At 71.6% G+C, this 26,682-nt stretch carries 27 protein-coding genes; 10 read left to right on the top strand and 17 right to left on the bottom strand.

All coding sequences use genetic code 11. The features are described 5' to 3' along the window. Window positions 1-68 precede the first annotated feature (68 nt). The 3 genes from AB0J69_RS17890 (at window position 69) to AB0J69_RS17880 (ending at window position 3,814) form a co-directional block, all read left to right on the top strand. A complete protein-coding gene (locus tag AB0J69_RS17890) occupies window positions 69-1,622 on the top strand; it encodes an MFS transporter (protein WP_364118120.1) in 1,554 nt (517 codons plus the stop codon). A 44-nt stretch (window positions 1,623-1,666) separates the two neighbouring features. After that, window positions 1,667-3,385, top strand: coding sequence for a GMC oxidoreductase (locus tag AB0J69_RS17885; RefSeq protein ID WP_364118118.1), 1,719 nt, complete (start codon window positions 1,667-1,669; stop codon window positions 3,383-3,385). Window positions 3,386-3,466: 81 nt separating this feature from the next. After that, window positions 3,467-3,814, top strand: a complete 348-nt coding sequence (locus AB0J69_RS17880) for a YciI family protein (protein WP_364118116.1) — start codon at window positions 3,467-3,469, stop codon at window positions 3,812-3,814. Window positions 3,815-3,868: 54 nt separating this feature from the next. Here the strand turns inward: AB0J69_RS17880 and AB0J69_RS17875 are convergent, their stop codons facing one another. The 12 genes from AB0J69_RS17875 to AB0J69_RS17820 form a co-directional block, all read right to left on the bottom strand. After that, a complete protein-coding gene (locus tag AB0J69_RS17875; protein WP_364118114.1) occupies window positions 3,869-4,858 on the bottom strand; it encodes a LacI family DNA-binding transcriptional regulator in 990 nt (329 codons plus the stop codon). A gap of 292 nt (window positions 4,859-5,150) precedes the next feature. Beyond that, on the bottom strand, window positions 5,151-5,936 hold the full coding sequence (locus AB0J69_RS17870; RefSeq protein ID WP_364118112.1) for an ABC transporter ATP-binding protein: 786 nt from the start codon (window positions 5,934-5,936) through the stop codon (window positions 5,151-5,153). Further along, complete coding sequence (locus AB0J69_RS17865) at window positions 5,933-6,952, bottom strand: iron chelate uptake ABC transporter family permease subunit (RefSeq protein ID WP_364118111.1); 1,020 nt, start codon at window positions 6,950-6,952, stop codon at window positions 5,933-5,935. Before AB0J69_RS17865 ends, AB0J69_RS17870 begins: the two co-directional genes overlap by 4 nt. Then, window positions 6,949-7,716: a class I SAM-dependent methyltransferase gene (locus AB0J69_RS17860; RefSeq protein ID WP_364118109.1), complete on the bottom strand. Its 768-nt coding sequence runs from the start codon at window positions 7,714-7,716 to the stop codon at window positions 6,949-6,951. Before AB0J69_RS17860 ends, AB0J69_RS17865 begins: the two co-directional genes overlap by 4 nt. Before the next feature lie 25 nt (window positions 7,717-7,741). After that, window positions 7,742-8,743 (bottom strand): ABC transporter substrate-binding protein, encoded by a 1,002-nt coding sequence (locus AB0J69_RS17855; RefSeq protein WP_364118107.1) that lies wholly within the window; start codon window positions 8,741-8,743, stop codon window positions 7,742-7,744. Window positions 8,744-8,837: 94 nt separating this feature from the next. Beyond that, a complete protein-coding gene (locus AB0J69_RS17850; protein WP_364118106.1) occupies window positions 8,838-9,050 on the bottom strand; it encodes a CbiQ family ECF transporter T component in 213 nt (70 codons plus the stop codon). After that, the gene (locus AB0J69_RS17845) at window positions 9,047-10,804 is read right to left on the bottom strand and encodes an ABC transporter ATP-binding protein (RefSeq protein ID WP_364118105.1); all 1,758 of its coding nucleotides are present in this window, start codon (window positions 10,802-10,804) and stop codon (window positions 9,047-9,049) included. Before AB0J69_RS17845 ends, AB0J69_RS17850 begins: the two co-directional genes overlap by 4 nt. Then, a complete protein-coding gene (locus AB0J69_RS17840) occupies window positions 10,804-12,570 on the bottom strand; it encodes an ABC transporter ATP-binding protein (protein WP_364118103.1) in 1,767 nt (588 codons plus the stop codon). Before AB0J69_RS17840 ends, AB0J69_RS17845 begins: the two co-directional genes overlap by 1 nt. A gap of 80 nt (window positions 12,571-12,650) precedes the next feature. Further along, entirely contained in the window at window positions 12,651-13,436 is a 786-nt protein-coding gene (locus AB0J69_RS17835; RefSeq protein WP_364118102.1) for an ABC transporter permease, read from the bottom strand. Beyond that, the gene (locus AB0J69_RS17830) at window positions 13,433-14,362 is read right to left on the bottom strand and encodes an ABC transporter permease (protein WP_364118100.1); all 930 of its coding nucleotides are present in this window, start codon (window positions 14,360-14,362) and stop codon (window positions 13,433-13,435) included. Before AB0J69_RS17830 ends, AB0J69_RS17835 begins: the two co-directional genes overlap by 4 nt. After that, entirely contained in the window at window positions 14,359-15,882 is a 1,524-nt protein-coding gene (locus AB0J69_RS17825) for an ABC transporter substrate-binding protein (protein ID WP_364118098.1), read from the bottom strand. Before AB0J69_RS17825 ends, AB0J69_RS17830 begins: the two co-directional genes overlap by 4 nt. A 500-nt stretch (window positions 15,883-16,382) precedes the next feature. Beyond that, window positions 16,383-17,024, bottom strand: coding sequence for a DNA alkylation repair protein (locus AB0J69_RS17820; protein ID WP_364118366.1), 642 nt, complete (start codon window positions 17,022-17,024; stop codon window positions 16,383-16,385). 305 nt (window positions 17,025-17,329) lie between these two features. Here AB0J69_RS17820 and AB0J69_RS17815 point away from each other — a divergent pair, with 305 nt between their 5' ends. The 3 genes from AB0J69_RS17815 to AB0J69_RS17805 all read left to right on the top strand — a co-directional run bounded on the left by AB0J69_RS17815 (window position 17,330) and on the right by AB0J69_RS17805 (window position 18,809). Further along, window positions 17,330-17,743, top strand: a complete 414-nt coding sequence (locus AB0J69_RS17815; RefSeq protein WP_364118096.1) for a hypothetical protein — start codon at window positions 17,330-17,332, stop codon at window positions 17,741-17,743. Window positions 17,744-17,843: 100 nt separating this feature from the next. Then, entirely contained in the window at window positions 17,844-18,341 is a 498-nt protein-coding gene (locus AB0J69_RS17810; protein WP_364118094.1) for a GNAT family N-acetyltransferase, read from the top strand. A gap of 87 nt (window positions 18,342-18,428) precedes the next feature. Further along, window positions 18,429-18,809 carry a RidA family protein gene (locus tag AB0J69_RS17805; RefSeq protein WP_364118092.1) on the top strand — a complete coding sequence of 127 codons (381 nt, stop codon included), beginning with the start codon at window positions 18,429-18,431 and terminating at the stop codon, window positions 18,807-18,809. Between the two features lie 58 nt (window positions 18,810-18,867). Here AB0J69_RS17805 and AB0J69_RS17800 read toward each other — a convergent pair whose 3' ends face one another. From AB0J69_RS17800 to AB0J69_RS17790, 3 genes are all read right to left on the bottom strand, one after another. Next, window positions 18,868-19,191 (bottom strand): hemopexin repeat-containing protein, encoded by a 324-nt coding sequence (locus AB0J69_RS17800; RefSeq protein ID WP_364118090.1) that lies wholly within the window; start codon window positions 19,189-19,191, stop codon window positions 18,868-18,870. A gap of 597 nt (window positions 19,192-19,788) precedes the next feature. Further along, on the bottom strand, window positions 19,789-20,673 hold the full coding sequence (locus AB0J69_RS17795) for a neutral zinc metallopeptidase (RefSeq protein ID WP_364118088.1): 885 nt from the start codon (window positions 20,671-20,673) through the stop codon (window positions 19,789-19,791). A 148-nt stretch (window positions 20,674-20,821) separates the two neighbouring features. After that, the gene (locus AB0J69_RS17790) at window positions 20,822-21,727 is read right to left on the bottom strand and encodes an NmrA family NAD(P)-binding protein (RefSeq protein ID WP_364118087.1); all 906 of its coding nucleotides are present in this window, start codon (window positions 21,725-21,727) and stop codon (window positions 20,822-20,824) included. Window positions 21,728-21,940: 213 nt separating this feature from the next. On the opposite strand from AB0J69_RS17790, the gene AB0J69_RS17785 reads away from it, so the two are divergent. Then, on the top strand, window positions 21,941-23,260 hold the full coding sequence (locus tag AB0J69_RS17785; RefSeq protein WP_364118085.1) for a zinc-binding dehydrogenase: 1,320 nt from the start codon (window positions 21,941-21,943) through the stop codon (window positions 23,258-23,260). Between the two features lie 70 nt (window positions 23,261-23,330). Here the strand turns inward: AB0J69_RS17785 and AB0J69_RS17780 are convergent, their stop codons facing one another. Continuing rightward, a complete protein-coding gene (locus AB0J69_RS17780) occupies window positions 23,331-23,789 on the bottom strand; it encodes a carboxymuconolactone decarboxylase family protein (RefSeq protein ID WP_364118083.1) in 459 nt (152 codons plus the stop codon). 199 nt (window positions 23,790-23,988) lie between these two features. On the opposite strand from AB0J69_RS17780, the gene AB0J69_RS17775 reads away from it, so the two are divergent. Together AB0J69_RS17775 and AB0J69_RS17770 are read left to right on the top strand one after the other, a co-directional pair. Continuing rightward, a complete protein-coding gene (locus AB0J69_RS17775; RefSeq protein ID WP_364118081.1) occupies window positions 23,989-24,429 on the top strand; it encodes a cupin domain-containing protein in 441 nt (146 codons plus the stop codon). 141 nt (window positions 24,430-24,570) lie between these two features. Further along, entirely contained in the window at window positions 24,571-24,906 is a 336-nt protein-coding gene (locus tag AB0J69_RS17770; protein ID WP_364118080.1) for a DUF6313 family protein, read from the top strand. A gap of 95 nt (window positions 24,907-25,001) precedes the next feature. On the opposite strand, the gene AB0J69_RS17765 is transcribed toward AB0J69_RS17770, so the two are convergent. Beyond that, a complete protein-coding gene (locus AB0J69_RS17765) occupies window positions 25,002-25,865 on the bottom strand; it encodes an NAD(P)H-binding protein (RefSeq protein ID WP_364118078.1) in 864 nt (287 codons plus the stop codon). Between the two features lie 80 nt (window positions 25,866-25,945). Here AB0J69_RS17765 and AB0J69_RS17760 point away from each other — a divergent pair, with 80 nt between their 5' ends. Further along, complete coding sequence (locus tag AB0J69_RS17760) at window positions 25,946-26,674, top strand: TetR/AcrR family transcriptional regulator (protein WP_364118076.1); 729 nt, start codon at window positions 25,946-25,948, stop codon at window positions 26,672-26,674. Window positions 26,675-26,682 lie beyond the last annotated feature (8 nt).

Raw genomic sequence — 26,682 nt, 5'->3', positions numbered from 1 at the left:
CACCGTCCGGCAGCGCCGGGGCCCACGGCTCCGGCGCCGACTCCGCCTGCCCTCTCGAAAGGAATCCCATGAGCACGAGCCGGTCCGCAGACGCGGCAGCCCCCGACCCGACCGTCCAGGACCCACGACAACGACGGACGATCCTGGTCGCGGTCTGCGTCGCGCTCATGGCGGTCATCGCTTCGGTGTCCGGGCTGAACGTCGCCCAGCCCGAGCTCACCGCCGCCTTCGACGCCTCGCAGACCGAGGTCCTGTGGTTCATCAACAGCTACACCATCACGCTGGCCGCGTTGCTGCTGCCGCTCGGCGCGCTGGGCGACCGGTGGGGCCGCAGGCCGGTGCTGCTCGCCGGCCTGGTCGTCTTCGGCGCGGCGAGTGCGGCGGCCGGCCTAGCCACGTCGTCCGAGATCATGCTCGCCGCGCGCTTCCTGGGCGGCGTGGGGGCGGCGATGATCATGCCGGTCACCCTCGCCGTCATCACCTCGACCTTCCCGGACGGGGAACGCTCCAAGGCGATCGGCGTGTGGACCGGCGTCGCCGGCGGCGGAGGCATCCTGGGGATGTACCTGTCGGCCGTCCTGGTCGACCTGGCGAGCTGGCGGTGGCTCTTCGTCCTGCCGGTCGTGCTCGTCGCCGTCGCCGTCGTCATGGCGCTGCGATCGGTCCCGAACTCGCGCGAGGTGGCGGGGCACGGGTTCGACGCCGTCGGCGCGCTGTCGTCCGTGGTCGCGGTGGTCGGGCTCGTCTTCTTCCTGCACGAGGGCCCCGACCGAGGCTGGACCGCGCCCGCGACGCTCCTGAGCCTCCTCGTCGGCGTCGTCGCCGCTGCCGGATTCGTGGCGTGGGAGCTGCGCCGGCCGGCTCCGCTCCTCGACGTTCGCCTGTTCCGGGAGCGGGGTCTCGCGAGCGGTTCGGTGTCGCTCCTGACGGTCTTCGGCGTGCAGGCAGGGATCTTCGTGGTCCTCTTCCCGTACTTCCAGGCGGTGCTCGGCTGGTCCGGCCTCCGCTCCACCCTGGCGCTCATGCCGATGGCGGTGCTGATGATGTTCGCCTCCGGCCTCGCCCCGCGGGTGGCCGCGCGCATCGGCAGCCGCTCGACGATGGCCTCGGGGATCCTCCTGGGCGGCTCGGGGCTGGTCCTCATGGCCACCTTCGTCTCCGTCGACGGCGGCTACCCCTCGATCCTGCCCGGCATGCTCGCCATGGGAGTCGGCATGGGCCTGACGATGACGCCCTCCACCGAGGCCATCACCACCGCCCTGCCGCGTGCGCGTCAAGGTGTCGCGTCCGCCCTCAACGACGTCACCCGGGAGTTCGGCACCTCGCTCGGTGTCGCGCTGCTCGGAGCGGTCCTGACCGCCGGCTACCGGGCCGCCCTCGACACCCGGCTCGACGGCGTCCCCGTCGCCGCCGCCGGCACCGCCCGCGAGGGCATCGCCAACGCCCTCACGGCCGCCGACGGGCTCGGCCCCCAGGCGCGGGAGCTGGCCCGGGCCGCCCAGGAGTCCTTCGTCGACGGCTGGCAGCAGGCCATGTGGGCGGGCGCCGTCGTCATGGCGGTCCTGTTCGTCTATGTTCTCGCGCGAGCGCCCCGGGAGTCCGGCTCGAACCCACGCACGTGAGTTCCGCGGCCGGCCGGGTCTTTGTTGTAACGTGATTACACGCGTTGGTTACGCGTGTAAACGCCTTGCCGCACCCGTCCTCCGCTGGAAGGACCGGCACGTGCCCGACCCCCATCCGCACATCCGCCCGGGCCGCCTACGCCGGGCACGAGGTCCGGGTCACCACCGTGGCCGACCCCCGGCACGCGCGGGTGGCGTTCCGCGTGGAGTCGGACCTGCTGGCCACCGGCCAGGCCGCCGTCGCCGTGCGCTTCCCGTACGCGAGCGACGGCTTCTTCGACACCTCCGGCTGGAGCGCGCCGGACCGGCACGCCACCACGCTCCACCCGCTGGACGAGCACGCCTGCCGCTTCAGCCGCATCCTCGACGACACCACCTACGCCACGCGCCTGGAAGGGGAGGTCAACGCCGCCGCCGAGCCGCACACGTTCGAGCTGGCCACCTCGGCCGGCGTGCTGGAACTCGTGGCCGCCTTCGCTCCGGGCGGCGTGCTCGGGCGCGGGGAGTTCACCACGATCGAGGGCGCCGCGATCTCCTGGTGGCGCCAGTTCTGGACCTCCGGCGCCGCCGTCGACTTCGCCGGGAGCACCGATCCGCGCGCGGCAGAGCTGGAACGCCGGGTCGTGCTGTCGCAGTACCTCACCGCGGTCAACTGCTCCGGCACCATGCCGCCCCAGGAGACCGGTCTGATCACCGACTCCTGGCAGGGCAAGTTCCACCTGGAGATGCACTTCTGGCACGCCGCCCACTTCGCCGCCTGGGGCCGCCCCGAACTGCTGGAACGCAGCCTCGGCTGGTACCTGTCCATCCTCGATGTCGCCCGCGGGACCGCGCGCCGCCAGCACTACGAGGGTGCCCGCTGGCCCAAGCACGTCGGCCCGGACGGCCGCGAGAGCCCGTCGGACATCGGCTCCCTGCTCATCTGGCAGCAGCCCCACCTCCTCTACCTCCTCGAACTGCTGCACCGCTGCGGCAGGACCTCGCTGGTGGCGCGGTTCGCCGAACTGGTCGAGGAGACGGCGGCGTTCATGGCCTCCTTCGTCGAGGAGCGCGACGGCGTCCACCACCTGCCCGCCCCGCTCGTGCCCGCCCAGGAGCATCCTGCCCCTCTACCTGCCCGCCAACGGCGCCCTCCTCACCGCCGTCTCCCTCATGACCGCCGGCTGGGACGGCGCGGACGCCGACTGCCCCGGCTTCCCCCGCGACGGGAGCTGGACAGTCCGGCACGAGGGCTTCCAGGTGTGGCCATGACCGCCGCCGCCGGCCCCGATGGGCGGGATCCGGCCCGTACGCCCGGCCCGGCGGATTCCGCGGCTTCGACCACCTGGCACCCCGGCCCGTACGCTCCCAGGACGCGAAGTGCCGCGGCGCGCCCGCCGCCCTCCGACGATCAGCGGCCCTCTGACGAAAGGCACCTTCGATGTCCCGCTCGCCCCTGGACTTCTACGCCGACCCCGACTCGGGCGCCTGGGAGGAGATCGGCTTCGACCCCTACCCGGCCGGCCGCCCGCCCGCCGCCGTGCCCCTGGCGGATGGGCGCGCCGCACCGCAGGCTGTCCGGCGGCCAGCACCAGGCCGGCACCGCACGCATGTCCGACTCGCCCCGGTACGGTGCCACCGACCGCCACGGCAAGCTCTGGGGAACCGACCGCGTCCACATCGCCGACGCCAGCCTCCACGTCACCAACGGCGGCGCCAACCCCGTCCTGACCATCATGGCCCTCGCCTGGCGCACCGCCACCCACGCGGCGGCCGCCGGCTGACCGATCACCTCCACGGAAAGTGCCCGCCGGGTGTCCATTCGCGTCACACTCATTCGTCGTTGAGAAAGAAGGAGGTTGCCGATGAAATTCGCACTACTGCTCTTCGACCCCGAGAACTACTGGGACTCCGTCTCGGAGGAAGAGATGGGAGCGGCGCTGGCCGAGCATGCGGCTTTCGCTCAGTACCTGCAGAAGCAGGGCATCGCGTTCTCGGGGGAGGCCCTGAAGCCGGCGAAGGAGGCCAGATCGCTGCGCCCGTCCGACCGGGGCCCGGTCTCGGCCGACGGACCCTTCGTGACGCTGAGGCAGGACCTGGCCGGCTTCTACCTCATAGAATGCGCGGACCTGGACGAGGCCGAGGAGATCGCCCGTCACTGCCCCTTGGGCGCGGGCATCGAGATCCGCCCTGTCTGGGATGCGCCGTCCTGACCGGGCCGGCCCCCGCGGTGCTCCGGCGCGTATCCGTCCCGGGTGGCTCGGTGCTCAGGTGGATGAGCGCTGGATGACGTGGGGATTGGTCGATGCGTCGGCCGAGACGCCGGTGTGATGGGCGGCCTGCCCCGCGCCGGCCAGGCTGGTGACGATCGTCTCGGCCCGGTGCCGGGCCACGTCGTGCAGGTCCCAGCAGACGGTGGTGAGCGGCGGAGCCGCCAGGCGCGCTGCGGGGATGTCGTCCGCTCCGACGACGGCCATGTCGCCGGGGACGGTGAGCCCGTGTTCGTGCAGGCCAGCGAGCACGGCGAGCGCGGTCTCGTCGTTGAAGGCGCACACGCCGGTCACCGCCTGTTCACGCCAGGCGCTGATGGCCTGCGCGGCGCTGGCGATCTCCAGATGCACGGTCACCGTCACGGGAGGCTCGAGCCCGGCGCTCGCACAAGCGTCGGTGGCGCCTTGCAGGCGTTCGCCGGCCATGTGCCGGAAGGCGGGATGGCCGGGCAGGGCGTAGCCGAGGCGTCGGTGGCCACGGCTGATGAGGTGTTCGGCCTGCAGGCGGCCGACGTGCCGCATCGGGGCGGCGCCCTCGGTCTCGGAGGGCAGCACGAGATCGGCGCCGGCGCGGTGCAGGGCCTGGACGGTGTCCTGGTCGAACGACGAGAAGCCGACGACCACGGAGGCGTCGACGGCCGCGCACACGTCGGGCAGCGGCCGGCCGTGCGCCGCGGCGAGATGGGTGACCAGCGTCAGGCCGTGCGCAGCCAGCGCGGTGGCGAGCTCTTCGACGAAGCGGCTGATGCCCGCTCCGATGGGCAGGTCGGGGATGGCCAGGAGGACGACGTCGCTGCGCCCGGCCGCCAGGGAGCGGGCGGAGGCGTGCGGGCGGTAGTCCAGGTCGCGGGCGGCCTCCAGGACACGGCGCCGGTTCTCCTCGGTGATGCGCATCCCAGGCTTGTCGTTGAGCACGAAGCTCACGGTCGCGCGGGAGACGCCGGCGGCCCGGGCGACGTCGGAACTGGTGATCCGCTTGACGGGCATGCGGTCCTCTCATCGATCGCACGGGTGCCGAATTCAGCACCCATCGAAGGACCTGTTCGCTAACGCGCGTAATCGGAGGTCAGTCCGACGCGAGCGTCCCGTCGCCGAGCCGCACGACCATGCCGTGCCCGTGGTCCGCGGACCACAGCGCCGTGGGAACAGGTGCGGGAGCTCGCCCCGCAGAGCGGGCGGCACGACCTGCCGGGCACCTCCTCCGACCGAACCGGGCACGGCACGCCCTGCCGTGCGCGCTCGACCGGGGCGACCGGCGAGCCGCCGGCCTCGCCGGTGATCACAGAGGCCCTGTCCGGACAGAGGTGCTCAGGAACCGCAGGCTGGGGCGGCCCGTTGCAGAGGCGATGATCTCGGCCCGCACGTGGTAGACGCGCTCCACCGTGTCCTCGGTGAGGACCTGCCCGGGAGGACCCGCGGCGATGAGCCGCCCTTCGTGCAGCAGCAGGAGGTGGTCGCAGTACTGCGCGGCCAGGTTGAGATCGTGCAGGGCGGTGACGACGGTGACCGGGGTCGTGGCGAGCAGGTCCAGCAGGGCGAGCTGGTGGGCGATGTCGAGGTGGTTGGTGGGCTCGTCCAGCAGCAGTTCGGTGGGTTCCTGGGCGAGCGCGCGGGCGATGTTCACCCGCTGGCGTTCGCCGCCGGAGAGGGTGGACCAGCGGCGGCGTTCCAGAGCGGCCAGGCCGCATCGCCGCAGGGCGCGGCGGGCGTGCGAGAGGTCCCCCGCGCCGGCGGAGGCCGCCAGCCGGCCGCGATGCGGGATGCGCCCGAGCAGCACCACGTCGAGCACGGTCAGCTCCACGTCGGTGCTCACCTCCTGGGCGACCACCGCCATGCGGCGCGCGACCTCGCGCCGCGGCAGGCGGTTCAGGTCGTGGCCGTCGAGCAGGACCGCGCCGCCGTGCGGTCGCAGCAGCCCGGCGAGCAGCCGCAGGAAGGTGGATTTGCCCGAGCCGTTCGGGCCGAGCAACCCCGTGAGGCCGCCGGGGGTGATGTCGACGGTGATCCCGTCGACGACGGGCCGGCCCTGAGCCGTCCACGTGACGTCATGGGCGTGGAAGGTCATGCCGGCGTCTCCTTTCTCCGCCGCATGATGACCGCGAAGGCGGGCACGCCGATCAGTGCCGTCAGTACGCCGACGGGGATCTCACGAGGCGCGAACGCGGTGCGGGCGACGGTGTCGGCGGCGAGCAGGAAGACGCCTCCGTACAGGGCGCAGGCGGGCAGCAGCGCATGGTGGCGGCTGCCGGTCAGGGCGCGTACGGCATGCGGGACGATCAGGCCGACGAAGCCGATCGCGCCGCTCGCCGCGACCAGCACCGCCGTGGTGAGCGCGGTGACCGTGAAGAGGATCAGCTCCGTCCTGGCCGGGGCGATGCCCAGCGACGCGGCGGCCTCCCTGCCGAAGGTGAACGCGTCGAGCGCGGAGGAGGCCAGCCCGCAGGCGAGCATCCCCGTCACCGCGACGACGGCGCACAGGGCCACGCTCGTCCAGCTCGCCGAGGCCAGCGAGCCCAGCAGCCAGAAGGTGACCCCGCGGGTGCTCTGCGCGTCCGCCGCCCAGACCACGACGAGGCTCGTCAACGCACTGAACAGCTGCGAGACCACGACCCCGGCCAGCACGACCCGGACCGCGCTGCCCGATCCCCGGCCGATGACGGCCAGCACGCAGCAGAAGGCCAGCAGGCTGCCGCCGAAGGCCCCCGCCGACAGGGCCGCGGCACCGGCGCCGAGGCCCAGGACGAGCACGGCCACGGCCCCGGTGGAGGCGCCGGAGGAGATCCCCAGCAGGTACGGATCGGCCAGCGGGTTACGGGTCAGCGCCTGCAGCACGGCCCCGCACACCGACAGGCCCGCACCCACCAGCACGACCAGCAGCACTCTGGGCAGGCGTAACTCCCAGATGATGCCGTCGTCCAGCGGCGCGAGCCGCTCCACGGGCAGGCCGGCATGGGCCGCGACCGTCCGCAGCACGTCGGCGGGAGACAGCCCCGCCGCCCCCACCACGGAGGCGGCCGCGATCGACAGCACCAGGAGCAGCAGGCCCCCGGCGATCGCGAGGGCCGTACCGCGCCTGCTCATCGCCTGGCGAAGACGACGTAGTCGTCCAGGTACTGCCAGACGGTCCCCACCTCGGTGAAGCCGGCGGTCCGCAGGGCGGCGTGGTGGAAGGCCAGCGGAGCCAGCGGCTGAGGCGGACGGTCGGCGAACCGCCGCTCGCGTTCGGCGATCCGCTCGGCGAGGTCGGGCAGTCGCGCGGCCAGGGTCCACCATTCGTCCCAGGTGCCGGCCCCCGCGGCGAAGGCGGCTCTCTGCACCTGCTCGTCGTGGCGGGCCGACACCTCGGCGAGGGTGGGGTGCTCGGGCCCGAAGCGGAGGTGGTCGGCGTTGAGCAGGACCGCGCCGGGCGGGAGGATCGCGGCCAGCTCGGTGTAGACGCCGAGCAACTGCCGAGGGGACAGCCAGTGCAGCGCGGTCGAGGTCAGGACGGCGTCGAACTGCCACGGGGTGAAGCGCCGGCTCCATCCGGGGTCGGCCAGGTCGGCGTCGATCACCGTCGCGCGGTCACCGTACTCGCCGAGCACGGTTTCGGCGAGGTGCGTCAGCACGGGGTCGTAGTCGGTGGCGATCACCCGGGACCCGGGCAGTTCGGCGAGCACCCGGTCCGCGATCGAGCCCGGACCGCAGGCCAGGTCCAGGACGGTCGGTCCGGCGGGGGAGTGCAGGCGAAGGACGTCCAGCATGACCTCGAAGCGGTTCTCGCGGTGCGCGACGTAGGCGCTCTGCTGCTCCTCCCAGCGGGCCAGCAGGTCACGAGGGGACAGAGAGGTCGTGGGGGCGGTCAAGGGGGATCTCCTATCGGTGGTGCATTCAGCTGTACAGGCGGGCCAGGCCCTGGCCGACCTGCTCGACGGCGGTGACGCTGCGGATGGACGGGTCCATGGAGGAGCCGGGGACGACGATGAAGCGGTCGTTCCTGACCGCTGAGAGCTTGGAGGCGACGGGGTCCGCGCGCAGGAAGCGCTTCTTGGCCTCGGCGCTGTCGCCGTCGCCGCCGCGGGTGAGGTCGGCGAGCACGATCACGTCGGGGTCGCGGGCGGCGATCTCCTCCCAGTTGCCCTCCGGCCATTGCTGCTTGACGTCGGCGAAGGCGTTGCGCGCCCCCAGCAGCTTGGTGATGGTGCCGGGCAGGCCGGGGTCCCCGGCGATGGCGGGGGCTTTGGTGCCGGAGTAGTACCACATGACGTCGGCGTCGAGATCCTGCGGCGCCGAGCGCTCGGCCTCCGCCAGCCGCCGCCTCAGGTCGGCGACCACGGCCTGTCCCCGCTCCCGCGCCCCGAAGACCGTGGCGATGTCGTCGATCTCCTTGAAGATCGCCTCGAACTCGGCCGTGGCGGGGATGAGCGCCTGATCCTCGCAGTCGTTGGACGACAGGTACGCGGGAACGCCGAGCTTGGCGAGGTCCTGCCGGGATCCGGCGGCCTCGGGGGCGTAGGCCGAGGCGCGCATGGAGTAGACGAAGTCGGGCTTCGTGGCCAGCAGCGCCTCGCGGCCCGGGTACTGCGCCGCGAGCACGGGCACCCGGGCGTATGGCTCCTTCAGCTCGGGCAGCACGGGGTCGGTCTGGTAGGCGGTGCCGGCCATGCGGTCGGCCAGTCCCAGGGCCAGCATGATCTCTGCCGCGTTCTGCTCCATGGCGACCGCCCGCCGGGGTGGGGCGGGGACCTCTAGCGTGAGCCCGCAACTCGCCAGCCGGGCCGCCGGAGGGGCGGAGGCGGGGGAGGCGGGTGCGGCCGCCGTACCGCTCGCGCAGGCGGTGACCAGGGTCAGCAGACCGGCCGCCACACCCCACCGAATGGAAATGGTTTTCATGTTCGCTGACCCTAGCACTGGCCAGGGTCTGTCGGTTCAGGTGGGTCAGGGGGGATGAGGCGTGTCCGTGCCGGCGCAGGGCCGGCGAGGTGCATCACGTGCCGGCTCCCCACAGCAGGGTGGCCGTGCCCAGTGCCGCCGCGTCGAGTACGGCGGCCAAGTCGGTGACGCCGATCCCGCGCAGCCGCATGGCGTCGTGCACGGCGCGGGCCTCGGTGACGATCACCGGCAGGAACCACAGCATCACGGCCGCCGAGACGCTGATCGCGCGGGGGACGCAGGCGGCCCGCAGGGCGGCGGTGGTCATGGGGTTTCCTTTCGGCGGAGTTGCCAGCCGCGGGCGCGGACGCGCTCGGTCCAGAAGCGTGCGTACGTGCCGGAGGCCGTGAGCAGGGCGTCGTGGTCGCCGTGTTCGGTGATCCGGCCCCGGTCGAGGACCAGGATGCGGTCGGCGGCGACCACGGTGGACAGGCGGTGGGCGACGACGATGACGGTGCGGTCGCGGGCCAGCTCGGCGATGGCGTCGGCGACGGCGGCCTCGTTGGCCGGGTCGAGCGCGGCGGTGGCCTCGTCGAGCAGCACAATGGGGGCGTCCTTGAGCAGGGCGCGGGCGATCGAGACGCGCTGTTTCTCGCCGCCGGACAGGGTGGAGCCGGCCTCGCCGACGCGGGTGTGCCAGCCGTCCGGGAGGCGTTCGACGACCTCGTCGAGGCGCGCGATGCGGGCCACCCGGTCCAGGTCGGCGTCGCTCGCGTCGGGGGCGGCCATGCGCAGGTTGTCGGCGATGGTGCCCTCGAACAGGTAGACGTCCTGGAAGACCTGGGCGGTCAGCCGGGAGACGCCGGCGCTGCCGAGCTCGCGGACGTCGCGGCCGCCGATGCGGATCGAGCCCTCGCCGACGTCGAAGAAGCGGCCGATGAGTTTGAGCAGCGTGCTCTTGCCGGAGCCCGACGGGCCCACGACGGCCGTGAAGCTGCCGGCGGGGATCGTGACGTCGATCCCGTGGAGGACGGCGGGGCCGTCGTCGTAGCCGAAGCGCACCCCGGACAGCTCGATGTCGATGCCGGCCGGTTCGGCGGGCTCGGCCGGCTCGGGCAGCGGCGGCACCGCCAGCAGCGCCCGCACCCTGCCGATGGCGTCGGCGTTGACCTGCACGGTGCCGGCGAGCTCGCCGAGTTGCGAGATCGGGTCGAGCATGCGCAGGGTCAGGATCATCAGGCCGATCATGACCGCGATGGTCATGGTGCCCTGCAGGGTGAGGACGACCGTGAGCGCGATGACGGCCGTGACCACCAGTTGCAGCGTGCCGAAGAACGCGATGAGCCCCCACGCCCCGCGGATCGTCAGCCGTGACTGCGAGCCCTGCTGGCGGACCAGGGACTCCTCCAGCGTGCCGAGCTCCGGCCGGTCCAGCACGCCGTAGGCGCGCAGGGTCGGCTGCCGACGGGCGTACTCGACGATGCGCGAGGCGCTGACGCCGATGTCGTGCTCGTAGTCGTCGTCGTTGCGCCGCACGATCACCATGAGCAGCCGCAGGGCGAGCGCGCACAGCGCCGCGCCGGCGGTGAAGGCCAGGCCGATCCGCCAGTCGAGCAGAAAGCTGCCGGCGATCATGGTTGCGGGCGCGGTGACGCCGACGACGACGTGGCGCAGCAGGTGGGCGGGGATGTTGGCGACGTCCATCGTGCCCTTGCCGAGCATGCGCCCGATCGGCCCGGTACGGTCGCCGCGGAACCAGCCGATCGGCAGCGCGGCGAGGTGGTTGCCGATGCGCTCGTGGAAGCTGGTCAGCACGTCGGTGCCGACGACGTACCCCAGGGACGTGCTCCACGCGAGCAGCGCGTGGTGGGCGGCGACTGCGACGGCGATGGCCCCCGCCCACGTCCCGAAGCGGCCCCAGTCGATCGGCGGACTGGTGAGGGCCGCCACGAGCGGGGCCACGAACAGGTAGCCCAGCCCCTGCAGGACGCCCTGCGCCGCCTGGGCCGCGAGCATGACGCGCAGGTGCCGGCGGCCGCGCTCGTCGAGCAGCTCGGACAGGTAGCGGATCATCGCGATCATCAGCGGGCCTCCAGCCTCTGTGTGGTGTCCTCGCGGGCGCGCTGGTCGTGCTGCCAAAGCCGCGCGTAAAGGCCCTGCCGGGCGAGCAGCTCCTCGTGGCGGCCCTGCTCGACCAGGCGGCCCTCGTCGAGGACGACGATCCGGTCCGCGCCGCGGACGGTGCTCAGCCGGTGCGCGATGACCAGCACGGTACGGCCGCGCGCGACCTCACTGAGCGCGTCCTGGATGCGGGCCTCGTTCTCCGGATCGGCGCTCGCGGTCGCCTCGTCGAGCACCAGCACCGGCCGGTCGGCCAGGATCGCCCGCGCGACACACACCCGCTGCCGCTCACCTCCGGACAGCTCCGCGTCCTCGCCCGCCACCGAGTCCAGCCCGCGTGGCAACTCGTCGAGGCGGTCCAGGATCTGCGCCTTGGCCGCCGCGGCGCGCACGGCCTCGTCGTCGGCGTCGGGGCGGGCCAGGCGGATGTTGTCGCGGATGCTCATGCGCAGCAGGGCCGGATCCTGGAAGACGAAGGCCACGTGCCGGTACAGCTCGGCGGGGTCGATGTCACGCAGGTCGACGCCGTACAGCTGCACGGAGCCCTGCTGCGGGTCGTCGAAGCGGGGCAGCAGCTTGGCCAGCGTGGACTTGCCGGACCCGGACGGGCCGACCAGCGCGGTGACCGTGCCCCGCGCCAGCTCGAGATCGACGCCGTCGAGCGCGACCGTGTCGCCGTAGGCGAACCGGACCCCGCGCAGACGGACCACCGGACCGGGAGCGCCGGGGTCGGGCACGACCGGGTTCGCCGGGAGCGGCAACTCCGGGGTGGCGAGCACCTCGCGGATGCCGCGCGCCACGCTGAGCGCCGTGACCAGCGGATGGATCGACATCATGACCGTCATCAGCCCCGCGGTGGTGACCGTCCCGAACACCAGGAACGCGATCAGGCTGGTCAGCGGCAGCTGTCCCGACGCGGTGAGCCCGCCTCCCACCGCGGCCATGACGACGAGCACGCTCGGCGGCGACAGCAGGATCTCGGCGAGGACCGAGGCCCTGGTGGTCGATCTCGCCCAGTCCAGGAAGAAGCGGGCGAAACTCCGGGACACCTCTTGGAACCGGCGGCCGGCCACCCCGGGCGTGCCGAAGGCCTTGACCACTCCGATGCCGTTGACGAACTCGACGGCGGCGCCGCTCAGCCGGGTCAGCCACGCCATGAACTCCGGATATTTCGTGCCCGCGCCGGCCATCGCGCGCTGGTACACGATCAGCCCGACGGCCAGCGGAAGCAGGCTGACCAGCGCCATCCGCCAGTCCACGGTGAGCAGATAGACGATCGAGACCGCCACGGGGACGGCGGCGGCCGTGATCTCCACCACGGAGTGGGCGATGAGCTGATGCAGCGCGGCGACGTCGTCCTCGACCGTCTTCTTCACGATCCCCGAGTTGCGGTCGGTGAACCAGCCGAGGGGCAGCCTGCGCAGCTTGCCGAGGAGCTCCCGGCGGATCCGGAACGACACCCGGATGTCGGCCAGATGCGTCAGCACCCCCGCGCCGAAGGTGCCGAACTGCTTGACGGCCAGGGCCGCGAGCGCCACGACGATGATCGGCCACACGTCCGTGTCCCCGTGCAGCAGCCGCCGGCTGATCTCGACGACGGCGATCAGCGGCGCCATCCCGGCGAGCGCGCTGATCCCGGTGAGGACACCACAGCCGATCAGGGTGGCGCGGGCCGGAGCCAGCACCGAAGGCGCCTCGCGCGCCGATGGGACCGTAGGAGCGGACATGCGTCACCTTTCGCCGCGAAGCTTTCAGATTTCGTCAAGCTCAGCAAATGATAATCATTATCAAGTGACTGCGTAACCCATTACAACGCCGACAATTCGCGGCGGGCGTCCGCCACGAGGGCGACGGCCAGTCCCGTGACGGCGAGGGCGACGGCGGGCACGACCGCGAGACGTGGCGCGGCGACCAGCAGTGGGGTGGCCTCGCTCACCATGCCGCCCCAGTCGGTGTCGGGAGGGGGCAGCCCGATGCCGAGGAAGCTGAGCGAGGTGACGGCGATCAGCGTACGGGCGAGGTCCGCGGTGGCGACGGTCAGCACGGGGCCGGCGATGTACGGTCCGATGGTGCGGCGCAGGAGGTAGAACGGGGACGCGCCGATGGCTCGTACGGCCACGACGTGGTCGGCGGAGGCAACCTGCCGGGTCGCCGTATGGGCGACCAGGCCGCAGCTCACCCAGCCGAGCGGCACGAGGGCGATCAGGACGGTCAGGTACCCGGGCCGCAGGACGCCCGCCAGCGCGAGCGCGAGTGTGAGCCCGGGCAGCGCGAGCGCGACGGTGGCGGCGAAGCGCAGCAGCCGGTCGGCCAGCCCGCCGGCCAGCCCGGCCGCGGTGCCGGCGATCGTGCCCAGTGCCGTGGTGACCGCGGTGATGGCGAAGGCCACCAGCAGGGAGGTGCGGCCGGCCGTGGCCGTTCTGGTGAGGAGGTCCCGGCCGAGCTGGTCGGTGCCGAGCCAGTGCCCGGGACCGGGCGGCAGCAGGGCCCGCCCCAGATCGGGCCGGCTCGGGTCGTACTCGGTCAGCATCGGCGTGAGCAGGCAGAACAGCACGACCAGCACGAACAGCGCGGCCCCGGCGCGGCCCCTCATCGGCGGCGCAGCCGCGGGTCGAGGGCCGCCAGGCACAGCTCGGTCAGCGCCAGGAGCAGGACCGTCGCGACCCCGATGACCAGCACGTACGCCTGCACGACGGGCAGGTCCCGCTGCCTGATCGCCGTCACGGCGAGCTGCCCCACGCCGGGCCAGGCGAACAGCGTCTCCACCACCACCGCCCCCGCCAGCAGCTCCGCCAGCACCAGGCTCCCGGCCGTGATCGCGTTCGGCGCGGCCACGCGCAGGGCATGGACGGCGACCGTACGCCGGCGCCGCAGCCCTTTGACGGCGGCGAGCTTGACGAACGGCAGCCGCAGGGCCCGCGCCAGGTCGGCCCGGAGCAGCCGCAGCAGGGTCGCGGCCCCGGCCAGGCCGAGGGTGAGCGCGGGCAGCACCACCGCGCCGGGACCTCCGTCGCCGCCCGTGGGGAGGACGCGCAAACCCACCGCCACCACGCTGATCAGCAGGATCCCCACGATGTAGGGAGGGATGCCGGCGATCGCCACCGTCACGAGAGCGAGGGCGCGGCCGTCGAGCGCCCGCGGCCGGAACGCGCCCCTGAGCGCGGCGAGCACCGCGAGCCCGACCGCGACGGCCGCCGCGGCGACCGCCAGCCGGAGCGTCGCCGGGAGCCGCGTGAGGATCTCGGCCGCCACCGGGGAGCGGTCGGCGTAGGAGCGGCCGAGGTCGCCGCGCAGCACGTCGCGCAACCACCGCAGGTATCGGCTGAACAGCGGCTGGTCGAGGCCGAGTTCGGCGCGCATTGCCGCGACGCCGGCCGCCGTCGGCTGGATGCCGCCCCGGCGCAGGATCTCCTCGGCCGGGTCGCCCGGCGCGAGCGAGGTCAGCAGGAAGACCAGCACCGACAGCGCCAGGAGCACGAGCAGCAGCTCCGCGCCGCGCCGCAGGAGGAGGGCCGTCACTTCCGGGGCGCCAGTTTGCCCAGGTCGACGATGTAGGCGACGTTCTGCGTCACCCCGCTGACCTTGGTGGTCGTCACGATGGGATTGTCCTGGTAGGCCAGCGCGACCATCGGGCGGTCGGTGGCCAGCAGCCGCTGGATCCGGTGGTACAGCTCGCGACGCGCGGCCGGGTCCGTCAGCGCCGCGGCCTGGTCGACCAGCTCGTCGAACCGGGCGTTGCGGTAGCCGAGCCCGCGTTCGACGTTCCAGGACGCGTCCGAGCGCAGGAACCGGCGGAACAGGTAGTCGGCGTCGCCGTTGGGCACGCTGTACGCGCTGAGGAAGAGGTCGTAGTCCCCGGCCTCCATCACGGACTTGGTGGCCTCCGCCACGGTCACCTTCGCGGGCAGGCCCACCTGCTCCAGGGAGACGCGCAGCACCTCGGCGATGTCGGTGTAGGGGAACTGGCCGGTCTCGGCCGACGAGATCAGGATGGTCACGGGCCCGGCCGGCGGCCCCGCCGCGGCCACCAGCTCGCGAGCCCTGCCGGGGTCATGAGCCGCCGTGATGCCGGGGTCGGCGAGGTCGCCGAAGGCCGGCGACAGGAACCCGGCACCCGCCTCGGCGGTGCCCGCCAGCAGCTTGGCGGCGATGGCCCGCCGGTCGACCGCCAGGTCGGCCGCCTCGCGCAGGCGGGCGTCGGAGAACGGCTTCCGCGAGGCGTTGAACGTCAGGTAGTGCGTGAGCACCGATGGGCTGCGGACGACCCGGAAGCCGCTGTCACCGGCGACCGCGGCGACCTGGCCCGGCAGCAGCGCGCCCTTGTCGATCAGCCCGTCGACCTCTCCGGCCCGTAACGCGGCGACCCGGGCGTTGGCGTCGGGGATCACCCGGACCACGATCTTGTCGTAGGCGGGGGCGGCGCCGTAGTAGTGCGGGTTGGCGGCGAGCACGGCCCGCTGCCCCTTGGCCCACTCCACCAGCGTGTACGGCCCCGTGCCCACGGGCTTGCCGGCGAATTCGCCCGAGGCGGCGAACGCCTTCGGCGACTGGATCATGCTGTAGAAGCCCGCCAGCCTGCCCGGCAGGTCGGCCACGGCCTCCTTCAGGTCGAACACCACCTTGCCGCCCTCGGCGCGGACGTCCGCCACCTTGCCGTACGCCGCCTCCATCCCGGCGTCGAGGCTGAAGAAGGCCGACTGGCGGGGCGCGATCCGCAGGAACCGCTCGACGTTGGCCACCGCCGCCTCGGCGGTCAGCGGTGTCCCGTCGCTGAAGCGCACGCCCTCGCGCAGCGTGAACGTCCAGCGCCGGCCCCCGTCCGCGACCGCCCAGGAGGCGGCCAGTGCCGGGACGGGCCGCAGCCGGTCGTCCACCGTCACCAGCGGCTCCCACACCCGTAACGTCTGGTGGGTGTAGTAGGGATCCGCGGGACCGGCGACGAGGTCGCGCGGGGCCGCCAAGGTGAGCTGCGTCCCGGCCTGCCCGGCGCCGGGCTCCTGGCCGCCGCACCCGGCGAGGGTCATCCCCAGGAGCGCCATCAACATGATCGTGGCTCGTCTTCGCACTGTGATCTCCCGCAGAGGTGGTGACCTGGCAAGCAAACGATAACCGTATTCATGCCACGGCCGCTCCCGCGGCGGCCGGCCGTCGTTCACTCGTACGGCCCTGCCGGTTGCTCGATGCCGGTCACGCTGGTGGCGGTCACAGCCGGGACCACATGGTCATCGGGTACCCAGTGCCGGTGACCGCTACCCACGAGTTCTCCGCGGGTGCGGGCGCGCCGTGGACGGCGACCTCCAGCGCGAGAGCGTCGGGCTTTGTGATGGGGTGCCGGCCCTGGCGGCGGTCGGTCCGGGCGCCGCCGTCACCCCGCCGTACGCGTCACCACGCTGATCGCCCCGTCCGCCGCCGCTCTCGACACGGGATGTTGCTGATCGGAACCGCCCTGCTGTGGCTCCTCCCGCCCCGGAGGACACGTGCGCCCGTCACCGGGCAGGCGGGGGACCCGCCACTTCTCCCGGCGCACCCGCTGAGACCTCTAAGCCTGTTTCCGGCCCACCATCTCGTTGATCCAGATGGGCGCGAACGGAGAGGTGCAGCCCGGGGAAGTCGGGTAGTCCTTCAGCACCTCCAGGCGCTCGCCGATGGCGAGGGCGCGGGCGCGGTGCTCGGCGTGCTCGATCCCGATCTGGGCCAGGCAGTGGTTCATCGCCCACTGGAGGCGATCCGGGGCGTCCTTCATCTCCGCCTCGATGACGTCGAGCAGCCCTGCGAGGTCGAGGCCCTCGGGCTTCTTCGCCACGCGTTCGGTGGTCAGCGCCCAGCCGGCACTCGCGACCACCGGATCCGGATCGGCGAACCAGGCCAGGCGCAGCTCTTCGGCGTGCGGATTCTTCTTCACCACGTAGTTCACGAGCCAGTCGTGCACCTTGGGCGCGCGCGCCGCGCGCACCATGGCGTCCAGCTCGTCGCGCGCGAAGGCCTTCGGGCGGCAGATCAGGAGCGCCAGCAGTCTCGCCGCGGTGTCATCGGTCTCCCAGAGCCGGTACGCGAGCTCCTGCTGCGTCTTCAGCCGCTTCGCGAGCGCGCGCAGCTTGCCGAGGTTCACGCCGTGATCGTCACCGTGTCTCTCGTTCACCTCGCGCATCTTCGGGTCCTCGAGTCCGGCCAGCTCGGCCATCACCTCGGCCACCGTCGTCCCGGTCAACGTGGTCTCGGCCACCTCAGCCTCCTGTCCATGACGTGCGAGATGCAGCCTACGACGGAAGCCGGCCTCCTGTCGTACGCGGCGATCCGGCGGCACCGTGCGCTGGGAGTTGATTTTGGATAATTGTCTGCTTTGTGAATTAGTGCGCAGAAGGCCGGGGGAAATTTCCCTAATGTCAGCGATACCGGACGACAAAGGGGCCTCATCCGAGCAGCCCCCAGTCTGGTAAGGGGAACGAGGACACCATTCGTATTCGCAACCTTCTCGCCGGCACCGCAGTGGCCGGGGCGCTGCTCGCAGGTGCCGGGGCGGCGCCCGCGGCCCAGGCCGACACCGCGACCACCACCCAGTCGAAGGCCGTCCAGGCCGGTCCGAAGCACAATTTCGGCCCCATCTACTCCAACGGCACCGAGAGCCTGGCCAAGGAGTCGTACTTCAGGGGGTACTGGCAAAAGCGCGGCGGCAACTACTACTTCTCCGGGGACCTGGGCGACCGGCACAACGGCGACGGCGACTACAGCTACGTCTGGTTCAAGTACTACGACAGCAGTGGCTTCCACAGGGACGTGTACCGGTCCGACGACCGCCGTCGTCACTTCGGGGAGATCCGCTTCAAGCGTGATCTCAAGATTCGCGTGTGCGAGGGGAACACCCGGAACAGCGGATGCGGCAGCTACAAGGACGTGTTCTAGGCACACCGGGGTAAAGGCATTCCGACATGCAGCGCCCCGCCGGTGATCCGGCGGGCGCTCGCCCGTCCCGATCGGCAGTCCCGAAAGAGGGGAGGCTCGTATGCGTTCGGACGTCACGTTGCGGCCACTCGACGAGAATCTGCTGCGTGGGCTGCTTGATGCCGCGGTCGCCGACGCGGACCCGCTCGAGGTGATGCCCCCGGTAGAGGGACCTGCGGGGTGGACGGCCGAGCGGCGGGAGACATTCGTGCGGTTCCACCGGTCGAGATCGCTGGCGGCCAAGCCGGTGGGGGCCACCTATGCCATCCTCGTCAAGGAGAAAGTGGTCGGGGCCGCTCGGCTGTTGCCCCTCGAGGACGCCGGACGAGCGGTCGAAACCGGTGTCTGGATCGGACGCACACACCGTGGCAGCGGAGTCGGTGGTGCCGTTCTCAGGCAACTCCTCGACCTCGCCCGAGCCGGCGGCGCCCGGCGTCTGGTGGCGAGCACCACCGCCGGCAACACGGCTGCTCAGCGACTGCTCACCACGCTGGGGGCCGACCTCACCCGGGACGGCGACGCGGTCACGGCCCGGCTGAACCTCCTCGACGTCGACTGACCGGCCAGGAGCGCGCGCGCCTCGGGCCGGACCAGGGGAGCGCTTCAGCACAGTCGAGCGGACATCCTGCAGACAGGAGCGCATCCGATGCCCCGAGAAGTCATCTCCACGCCAGAGGCGCCCGAATACCCCACGTACAGCCAGGCGGTGAAGGCGGGCAACACGATCTACGTCGCCGGGACGATCGGCGTCGACGTGGCGACCGGCGAGCTGGCGGGGAACACGATCCAGGAGCAGACCCGCCAGTCGTTACGCAACTGCCAGGCGATCCTGCGCGCCGGCGGTGCGCGGCTGGCCGACGCCGTCATGGTCCACACCCTGCTCCTGCGGCCCCAGGACGCCGACGGCGTCAACGAGGTCTTCGACGAGTTCTTCCCGGACGTGCGGCCGCCGCGCTGCGTGAGCAAGCTGGGCGTCGACCGGCCGGGAATTCTCGTGTCGATCGCCATGGTGGCCGTCACGGACTGATCGCCGTGCCGGTCCGGGGGTCGGCCGGTCGCGGGTGCGACCGGCCGACGGGAAGGACTCAGTTGATGCCGAACCCGGAGGGCCATCCCCAGTTGGAGATGGACGCGGGGTAGCCGGGGTCGACTGTTCCGGCGCCGGTGTCGCCGCGGGTGACGCGTACGTACCGGTTGCCCTTGAAGAAGTAGCACTTGGTTCCGGAGAAGAGTGCCGCGTCGATGCCGTTGGCGCCGAATCCGGCGGGCCATCCCCAGTTGGAGATGGGTGCCGGGTAACCGGGATCGACCTTTCCCGCGCCGGTGTTCCCGCGGGTCACCCGAATGTAGTGGGTCCCGTCGAAGAAATAGGTCTTGGAACGCGAATAGAGCGCGGCGTCGATTGCCATCGGACCCTCCATGACCGGCGGTACTGACGGCACGAGAAATTCGGGCCTGACCGCGCGATCTCATCAGAGCCTAGGTGTCCGGCCGGCATCCAGGGATCAGGGGCCGCCCCAGGGATATCCCTAGTGACGTCCGAAGGACAGTCGGGAATCGGCGCGGCGTCCCGGGTTCCGGCACGTCCGGCTCCGGCGGCCCGGCCACAGGCGGGCTCGGGGCAGTAGTCGGGCCGCTCGGAGACGCCGAAGCCCTTGCCGATGCTGTTCTTGAAGGTCGTGCAGGAGGGCTTGATGATCGCCTGAGCTCCTGCTGGTTCATGGCGGTCTCGACGACGGACACGGCCCACTGGCCGCCGGCGCCGAGCGCCGCGACCTCCGTAGTTGTGGACGATGAACCGGCCGGACGCCTGTTCGGAGCTCAGCCGGAAGGTGCCCTCGCGGTAGGGGGGCGCGTGCGTCACCTGGCCGTCGGCACTCGTACCCGGCGCCGGGGTGGCGAGCCGGCCGAAGCCGGGGCCTTGACCGTCACCAGGGCGGTAGTTTCCACGGAACGAGGGCCCGGCCCTCGTTCCGTGGGGCGGAACTACCGGGGTACGCGGGAGGTCACGTGGTGGTCCGAGGGGACGCCGCCCAGGTGTTGCACGATCCCGGAGCGCCGCTGTTGTAGCCGCGCGTCATCCAGGCCGCCTGCGTGGGCCCCTTGCCGTGGTCGTTCTGCGGCCAGGCCTTGGCGCCGTTCTTCCGGAACCAGTCGACCGTGTAGTCCCACTCCTCCTCGGTGAACAGCGACCCGCCGCGCAGCGTTGACATGAACACGGCGGAGAAGCATTCGGCCTGGAGTTCGGAGTTGCGGGAGAGCTGCAGGCTCTGGGCCCTGCCGGCGGCGGAACGGGCCTGCCAGTAGTAGGTCCAGATCTTCGAGATCTGCTGCACGTGGTGGCCGTACTCGTGCGCCACGAGCCGCGTGATCGCCAGCGGGAACGGCTGGCGGAGCTGCTCCTTGCTGATCAACATGTACATCGTGCGGTTGGCGGAGCAGTAGACGCCCTGGGCGCCGGTGTTCCACCTGCCGCAGGGCGTGTTGACCTTGCTGGTGATGATGCGCAGCCGCGGCTTGGCGAACGGCATCTTCGCCTTGCGGAACTGCGCGCCCCACGCCCTGTTCAGGCAGTCGGTCACGCGCGTCAGAAAGCGACGGTACGCGTTGGTGCTCCCGGACGGCAGCGAGCCGGGCGAGCAGGCCACGTTGGCCAGGCGGCCGGTCTTGTAGATGCGGTTCGCGGTGGCCAGCGCCTTGTTCGCGGCGGCCACCCGGCTCTGGACGCCTGCCGCGGCCTGCGCGGGGACGACCTGCTGGGCCTGGCTGAGGGGGGTCGTCGCCGCCGTGGCCGCGTCGGTGAGGACGAACACCTGGGAGGCCGTGGCCACCGTGAGCGCCACGCCTGCGGCCGCCAGCGCCGCGCGTCTGCTATTTGCAACATAGTTCATAGGTTGCAAAAGACTAGGTCAAGATCGGACATAGTGGGGTGGAATTGACTCGATCAAGTGAGTGAATGCATCCGCGACGCCCGGGCCGGCAGCCGGCTCAAGCGGAAGACGGCATCCCGGGCGGCGCCGGGTCCTGCCGTGAGGTGGCTCAGCCCAGGTAGAAGTCCCTGCGAGCGGCCACGAACGCCTCGATCGTCCGGGCAGGCACGCCGGTCACCCTTTCGACGTCGTCGGACGCGCGGTCGTAGCGGTTCTCGCGGTGCAAGCGGGCCATGGTGGCGAGGTGCTCCATGGTGTGCGGCGGCAGGCCCGCCTTCGCGAGCACCTCGGCCCGCCACCGGTCCGGCGGTACGGCCAGATAGGACACCGGACGCCCCAGCGCCCGGGAGAACTCCTCGGCCAGCTCCGTCATGTCGACCGTGCGCGGCCCGGTCAGCTCATAGACGTGCCCGACGTGCGGAGCGGGGTCGCGCAGCACGGTGGCGACCACCCGGGCGACGTCGTCCGCGGCGATCGGCGACGTCCGCCCGGTGCCGAACGGCAGCGCGATCGTGCCGTTCTCCCGGATCGAGCGCGCCGCCAGCGTGGTGAACAGCGGATTGTCCAGGAACGACGTCGGCCGGATGTGCACCACCGGCAGGCCCGACCAGTCGAACACCTGCTCCGCCAGCCAGTGCAGCCGCTGCTGATGAGACTCCGCGGTGCTGGTGGCGGTCATCTGCGACACCGTCATCTGCGACATGTCCACCAGGCCCGCCAGCTCCCCGTGCTCCTTCGCCACGGTGGCCACCACAGTCGCCGCCAGCAGATGGTCGGGCGACACGGGCATCGCGAAGTACATCCGGCCGGCCCCCTCCAGCGCGGCCGCGACGCTCTCGGGCCGGGTCAGGTCGCCGAGGACCACCTCCGCGCCGCGCGCACGCAACTCGGCGGCACGATCATCGTCGCGGCGGACCATCGCGCGCACCGGCACGTCCTGCGCGCGCAGCCGGTCGAGGACCCTGCGGCCCACGCCACCGGCCCCGGCGACGAGGACAAGGTCGCTGGCAGCCATCGCTCGATCCCTCCCGGTAGCTGACATACCCACGTCCTGGCCTCGCCACCTGGGTGAACACGGCGGCGAGCGCCCGGCTCGCGTCTGGCGGGACCGGGAAGGACGATCCAGATTTTTCGATCGACCCGGGCGGGACCATGGCTCGCTGCGGACCAAGAGAGAACCGGTGTCGCACGACGTGTGCTTCACCGACGTCAAGAAGGATGAACCAAGATGGATCTGAAACTCGAACTCATCGTGTTGCCCGTGTCCGACGTCGACCGGGCCAAGGCCTTCTACGAGGCGGCGGGATTCCGGCTGGACCTCGACAAAGCCGTCAACGAGGACTGGCGCGCGGTGCACCTCACGCCGCCCGGCTCCGAGTGCTCGATCATTTTCGGCACGGGGATCACCTCCGCCGTGCCCGGCTCCGTCCAGGGCCTCTACCTCATCGTCTCCGACGTCGAGGCGGCCCGCGCTGAGCTTCGTCGGCCGTGGCATCGAGGTGAGCGAGGTCTTCCACGATGCCGGAGGGCATCGCCGAGCCGTGAGCGCAGGGCGATCGAATCCCGGCTCAGCTGGGTACGTTCGTCCTGCTCGACATCTCACATCGTTGGCGAGGGACCTGTCATGCAAGCCATCACCGTCCGAGACCGCGCCGCCGGTCTGGCCGGCCTCTCCCTGACCGAGGAGCCGTACCCGCACGTCGCCGAGAACGACGTCGTCGTGCGGGTGCATGCCGCGGGGTTCACCCGGGGAGAGCTCGACTGGCCGGGAACGTGGTCGGACCGCGCGGGCCACGACCGGACGCCGAGTGTGCCCGGGCATGAGGTGTCCGGGATCGTGGTGGAGCTGGGGTACGGAACCACCGGTCTGAGCGTGGGGCAGCGGGTGTTCGGGCTGACCGACTGGACCCGCAACGGTTCGCTGGCCGAGTACGTGGCGGTGGAGGCGCGCAACCTCGCGCCGCTGCCGGCCGGCATCAGTCACACCATGGCCGCCGCACTGCCGATCTCGGGGCTGACCGCATGGCAGGCCCTGTTCGACCACGGCCGTCTCGCCGCCGGCCAGACCGTTCTGATCCACGGCGCCGCGGGCGGCGTCGGCTCCGTCGCGGTGCAGCTCGCGCGCGAGGCGGGAGCCCGGGTGATCGGCACCGGCAGGGCCGCCGCCAGGGACACGGCCCTCGGTCTGGGCGCGGATGTCTTCCTGGATCTGGAGGCCGATCGCCTGGAGGACGTCGGAGAGGTCGATCTGGTGCTCGACGTGATCGGCGGCGACATCCTGGACCGTTCGGCCGCGCTGGTGCGCTCCGGCGGCACACTCGTCACCATCGCCGTGCCGCCGACGGTCCTGCCCCGGAACGGCCGGGCGATCTTCTTCGTCGTCGAACCCGATCGCGCCCGGCTCGCGGACCTGGCCCGGCGGCTCCGGGACGGACGGCTCCGCCTGATCGTCGGGGCCGTGCGTACGCTCGCCGAGGCGCCCGCCGCGTTCGCGCCCGCGCAACTCACTCCCGGCAAGACGATCATCCGGGTCACCGAGGGCGAATAGGCGGCCGCGTGGCAACATGGGGCGGTGGCCGTTCGCTCCGGCGCATGAATCGGTCCACCCCCGTGGCGGATCAGTTCCCGGCGACGGTGTATCGGCTCGTGATCGCCACCCGGTTGAAGGCGTTCATCACTGTGGACAGCCAGGCGACGGCGGAGACTTGCTCCTCGGACAGCACCGCGGCGGCCGCCGCGTAGTCCGCGTCGCTCACCTGACCGTCCGACACCCGCGTGATCGCCTCCGTCAGGTGCAGGGCCGCCCGCTCGGTCTCGGAGAAGTAGCCGGTCTCCGCCCATGCGGGCAGGACCGCGAGGCGGTCCGTGCTCTCGCCCTTCCTGAGCGCGTCGCGGGTGTGTGTCCGCAGACAGAACGCGCAGCCGTTGATCTGGGAGGTGCGGATCTTCACCAGCTCGATCAGGAGCGGGTCGAGACCCGCCGCCGCGGCGCTTTCCTCCGCCGCCGCCGACAAGGCGATGAGAGCTTTGTAGCCGGCCGGGTGCTGTTTACCGATATTGACGCGCTGCTCAGTCACGGATTTCAGTCTATGCGGCGGGAAATGCCGGCCGTCGGGCGGCTCGATCGGGTGTGCATGGGCGAATCCTCGCCAGGGCTTGAATCGGCCCTTGGTTAGCCGTCGAAATGCCTGGACAGCGTACTCGGAAATGCTTCGGCAGGACAGGAGGGCCGTCATGGTCCGAGTTCGGTTCGTCCGAGGATTTCTGGCTGCCGGTATGGCGGCTTCGGTCGCCGCATGCGCTCCCACGGCCGAGCGCGCGGGCGGCAGGGTGCCGGTCGGTGGCACCGCGCCGGTTGCTGTCACGATCACGCAGCCACCGTCCGAGACGCTGTCGCCGCTGCTGGAAAAGGCGCTGCCGAATGTCCAGGGCAAGACGTTCACCTCGGCGATCGCGGACTTCCCGCCCACCGCGCGGGCGGTGTCGCACCGGCACGGCAACGCCTTCGTGTACGCCTATGTGCTTGAGGGCACCGTGCGCAGCCAGCTCGGCGGCGAGCCGGTGCGTACTTACCGTCAGGGCGAGAGCTGGGTCGAGCCGCCGGGTGCCCACCATGTGCTCGCGGAGAACACCAGCCGGACGAAATCGGCGAAACTTCTGGTCATTTTCATCTCCGACACGGGGGACAAGCTCAAAGTCGATGATCGGCCAAGATAGGGCATCGGTCTGCGCAATGGGGAGTAAACAGGCCGGTGCGGCGGAGCCGGATCGCCGTACTCGACGACGCCAGTTTCTTGTCTTGGAAAAGCCCCAGTCGGGCTCCTTGGACATGCGCGACGAAGCGGTTACTTTCCGTATATGACGCAGCCATCGTCGTCCTCATCGGATCCCCGCGACCAGCGAAAGTCGCCTCGTCAGCGCTGGGCGTGGCGGTGGGGTGGGCTGGTCAACCTCAGCAGGTGGCTCTGGCGCGAGGCCAAGTGGCTCCTCATCGCCGTCGCTGTGCTCTTCGTGGCAACCGGTCTGGTGATCGGCTGGGTGGAGGCCTACGAGATCCTCATGGGGTTCCGCTCTCCGTCGAATGCCAAGCACTCTGTGCTGGCATGGGCGCTTTCCATCGTGGGGTGGGCGATCATCCCGGCCCTCATCGGTGCCGTGGTGGGATATCTCTGGCTCTGCAAGAAGCCACGCTGATGGGATAAGACATGCCGTACCGGGCCCGTGCCCCGTGACGACGTCGGGAGGCCGTCGAAACGGGGAAGGCCGGTGACCGCGCGGGGGACAGGTGGCTAACCCCGGCCGGTCACGTCCTCCAGGACCGAACGGAGCGGCGTGGCCGGACGCCGGAGGAGGCTCTCGAGTTCGGGCCCGGTGGTGGCGAACTCCCCGCGGCGGGCCGCGCGGAACATACCGAGCAGCAGGTCGGCCTGTTGCTCCGGCACGCCGCGGCCGACCAGCGTGGCCGCCCACTCGGCGTCGCCCGCGACGACGCGGCTGATCGTATGTCCGGTGAGTTCGGTGACGATGCGGGCGACGTCCTGGAGGTCGAGCGCGACCGGCGCGGTGAGCGGCGGGGTCCGGCCGTCGAACCGGCCCTCGTCGGCGAGGATGACCGCCGCCGCTTCGGCGAGGTCGGCGTGCGCGGTCCACGACACGGGGCCGTCCGCCGGTGCGACGAGTTCACCCGTCTCCAGCGCCTGGCCGAGCAGGAGGCGGACGGTGTCGGCGTAGAACCCGTTCCGCAACGCGGTGAACGGCGTGCCGGTCTTCTCCAGGTAGCGCTCGGTGGTGGCGTGGTCGGGCATGGGCGCGAAGAGCGAGTCCTCGGCGGCGCCCTGGTGGCTGGTGTAGAGAATCCGGCGCGCACCGGCATCGCGCGCGGCCTCGATCGCCGTGACGTGCTGGTTGAGAGCCGCCTCGCCCGTCTGGCTCGTCGAGATGATGAGCACCTGTGTGGCGCCCTCGAACGCCTCGGCGAGGGAGCCCGGGTCGGTGAAGTCGCCGCGCCGCACGCGTACGCCACGTGCGGCCAGGTCGCCGGCGCGATCGGTGTCGCGAACGCTGACGCCGACCTGCCCGGCCGGGACCCTCTGGAGCAGCCGATCAACGATCTGGGAGCCGAGCCGGCCCGTAGCGCCCGTGATGACGATCATGTCTCGTCCTTCCCGACGAATAACGTTGCTAGCAACAGTGATAGCAACATGGATATCACAGATGCCCTATCATCGGAAACATGGTGAAGGTCAGGCCGGACAGGCAGGAGACGCGGGCGAACATCGTGGAGGTCGCGGCGCGGCTCCTGCGCGAGCAGGGCGCGGCCGCGGTCACCACACGGGCCGTCGCCCAGGCGGCCGGCATGCAGGCGCCGACCATCTATCGCTTCTTCGAGGACAAGGACGCGCTGCTCGACGCCGTCGCCGAGCACGTCTTCAGCACCTACGTCAGCGAGAAGGTGCTCGTCGGGGACAGCGACGACCCGGTGGCGGACCTCCGGGCCGGATGGGAGGCGCACATCGGGTTCGGCCTCGCCAACGCGGCACTGTTCGGCCTGCTCACCGACCCCGGCCGGAGGGCGCCTTCACCGGCGGCGGCCGCCGGGCTGGAGGTGCTGCGCGCCCGGGTGCACCGCGTCGCGGCAACGGGCCGGCTGCGGGTCGCCGAAGGCCGCGCCGTCGAACTCATCCACGCCGCCGGCACCGGCGCCGTCCTCACCCTGCTGTCCGCCCCGCCGGAGGATCGGGACCTCGGCCTCGCCGACGCGATGTACGAGGCGGTGCTGCAGGCGATCCTCACCGACGTGCCGGCGCTGCCCGCCGACGACACCAACGCGGTGACGGTCGCGTTCCGGGCCGTCGTCCCGAAGCTGCCGACGCTCACCGACCCCGAACGCGCCCTGCTGTCCGAATGGCTGGACCGGGCGAGCGGTCCGGCGAGCGGTCCGGTGGCCGGTTCCGCCAGGTGAGGGTCCTG

The sequence above is a fragment of the Nonomuraea sp. NPDC049709 genome (assembly GCF_040674815.1).
GTDB lineage: Bacteria > Actinomycetota > Actinomycetes > Streptosporangiales > Streptosporangiaceae > Nonomuraea.
This window is presented reverse-complemented; position numbering and strand designations above follow the sequence as displayed.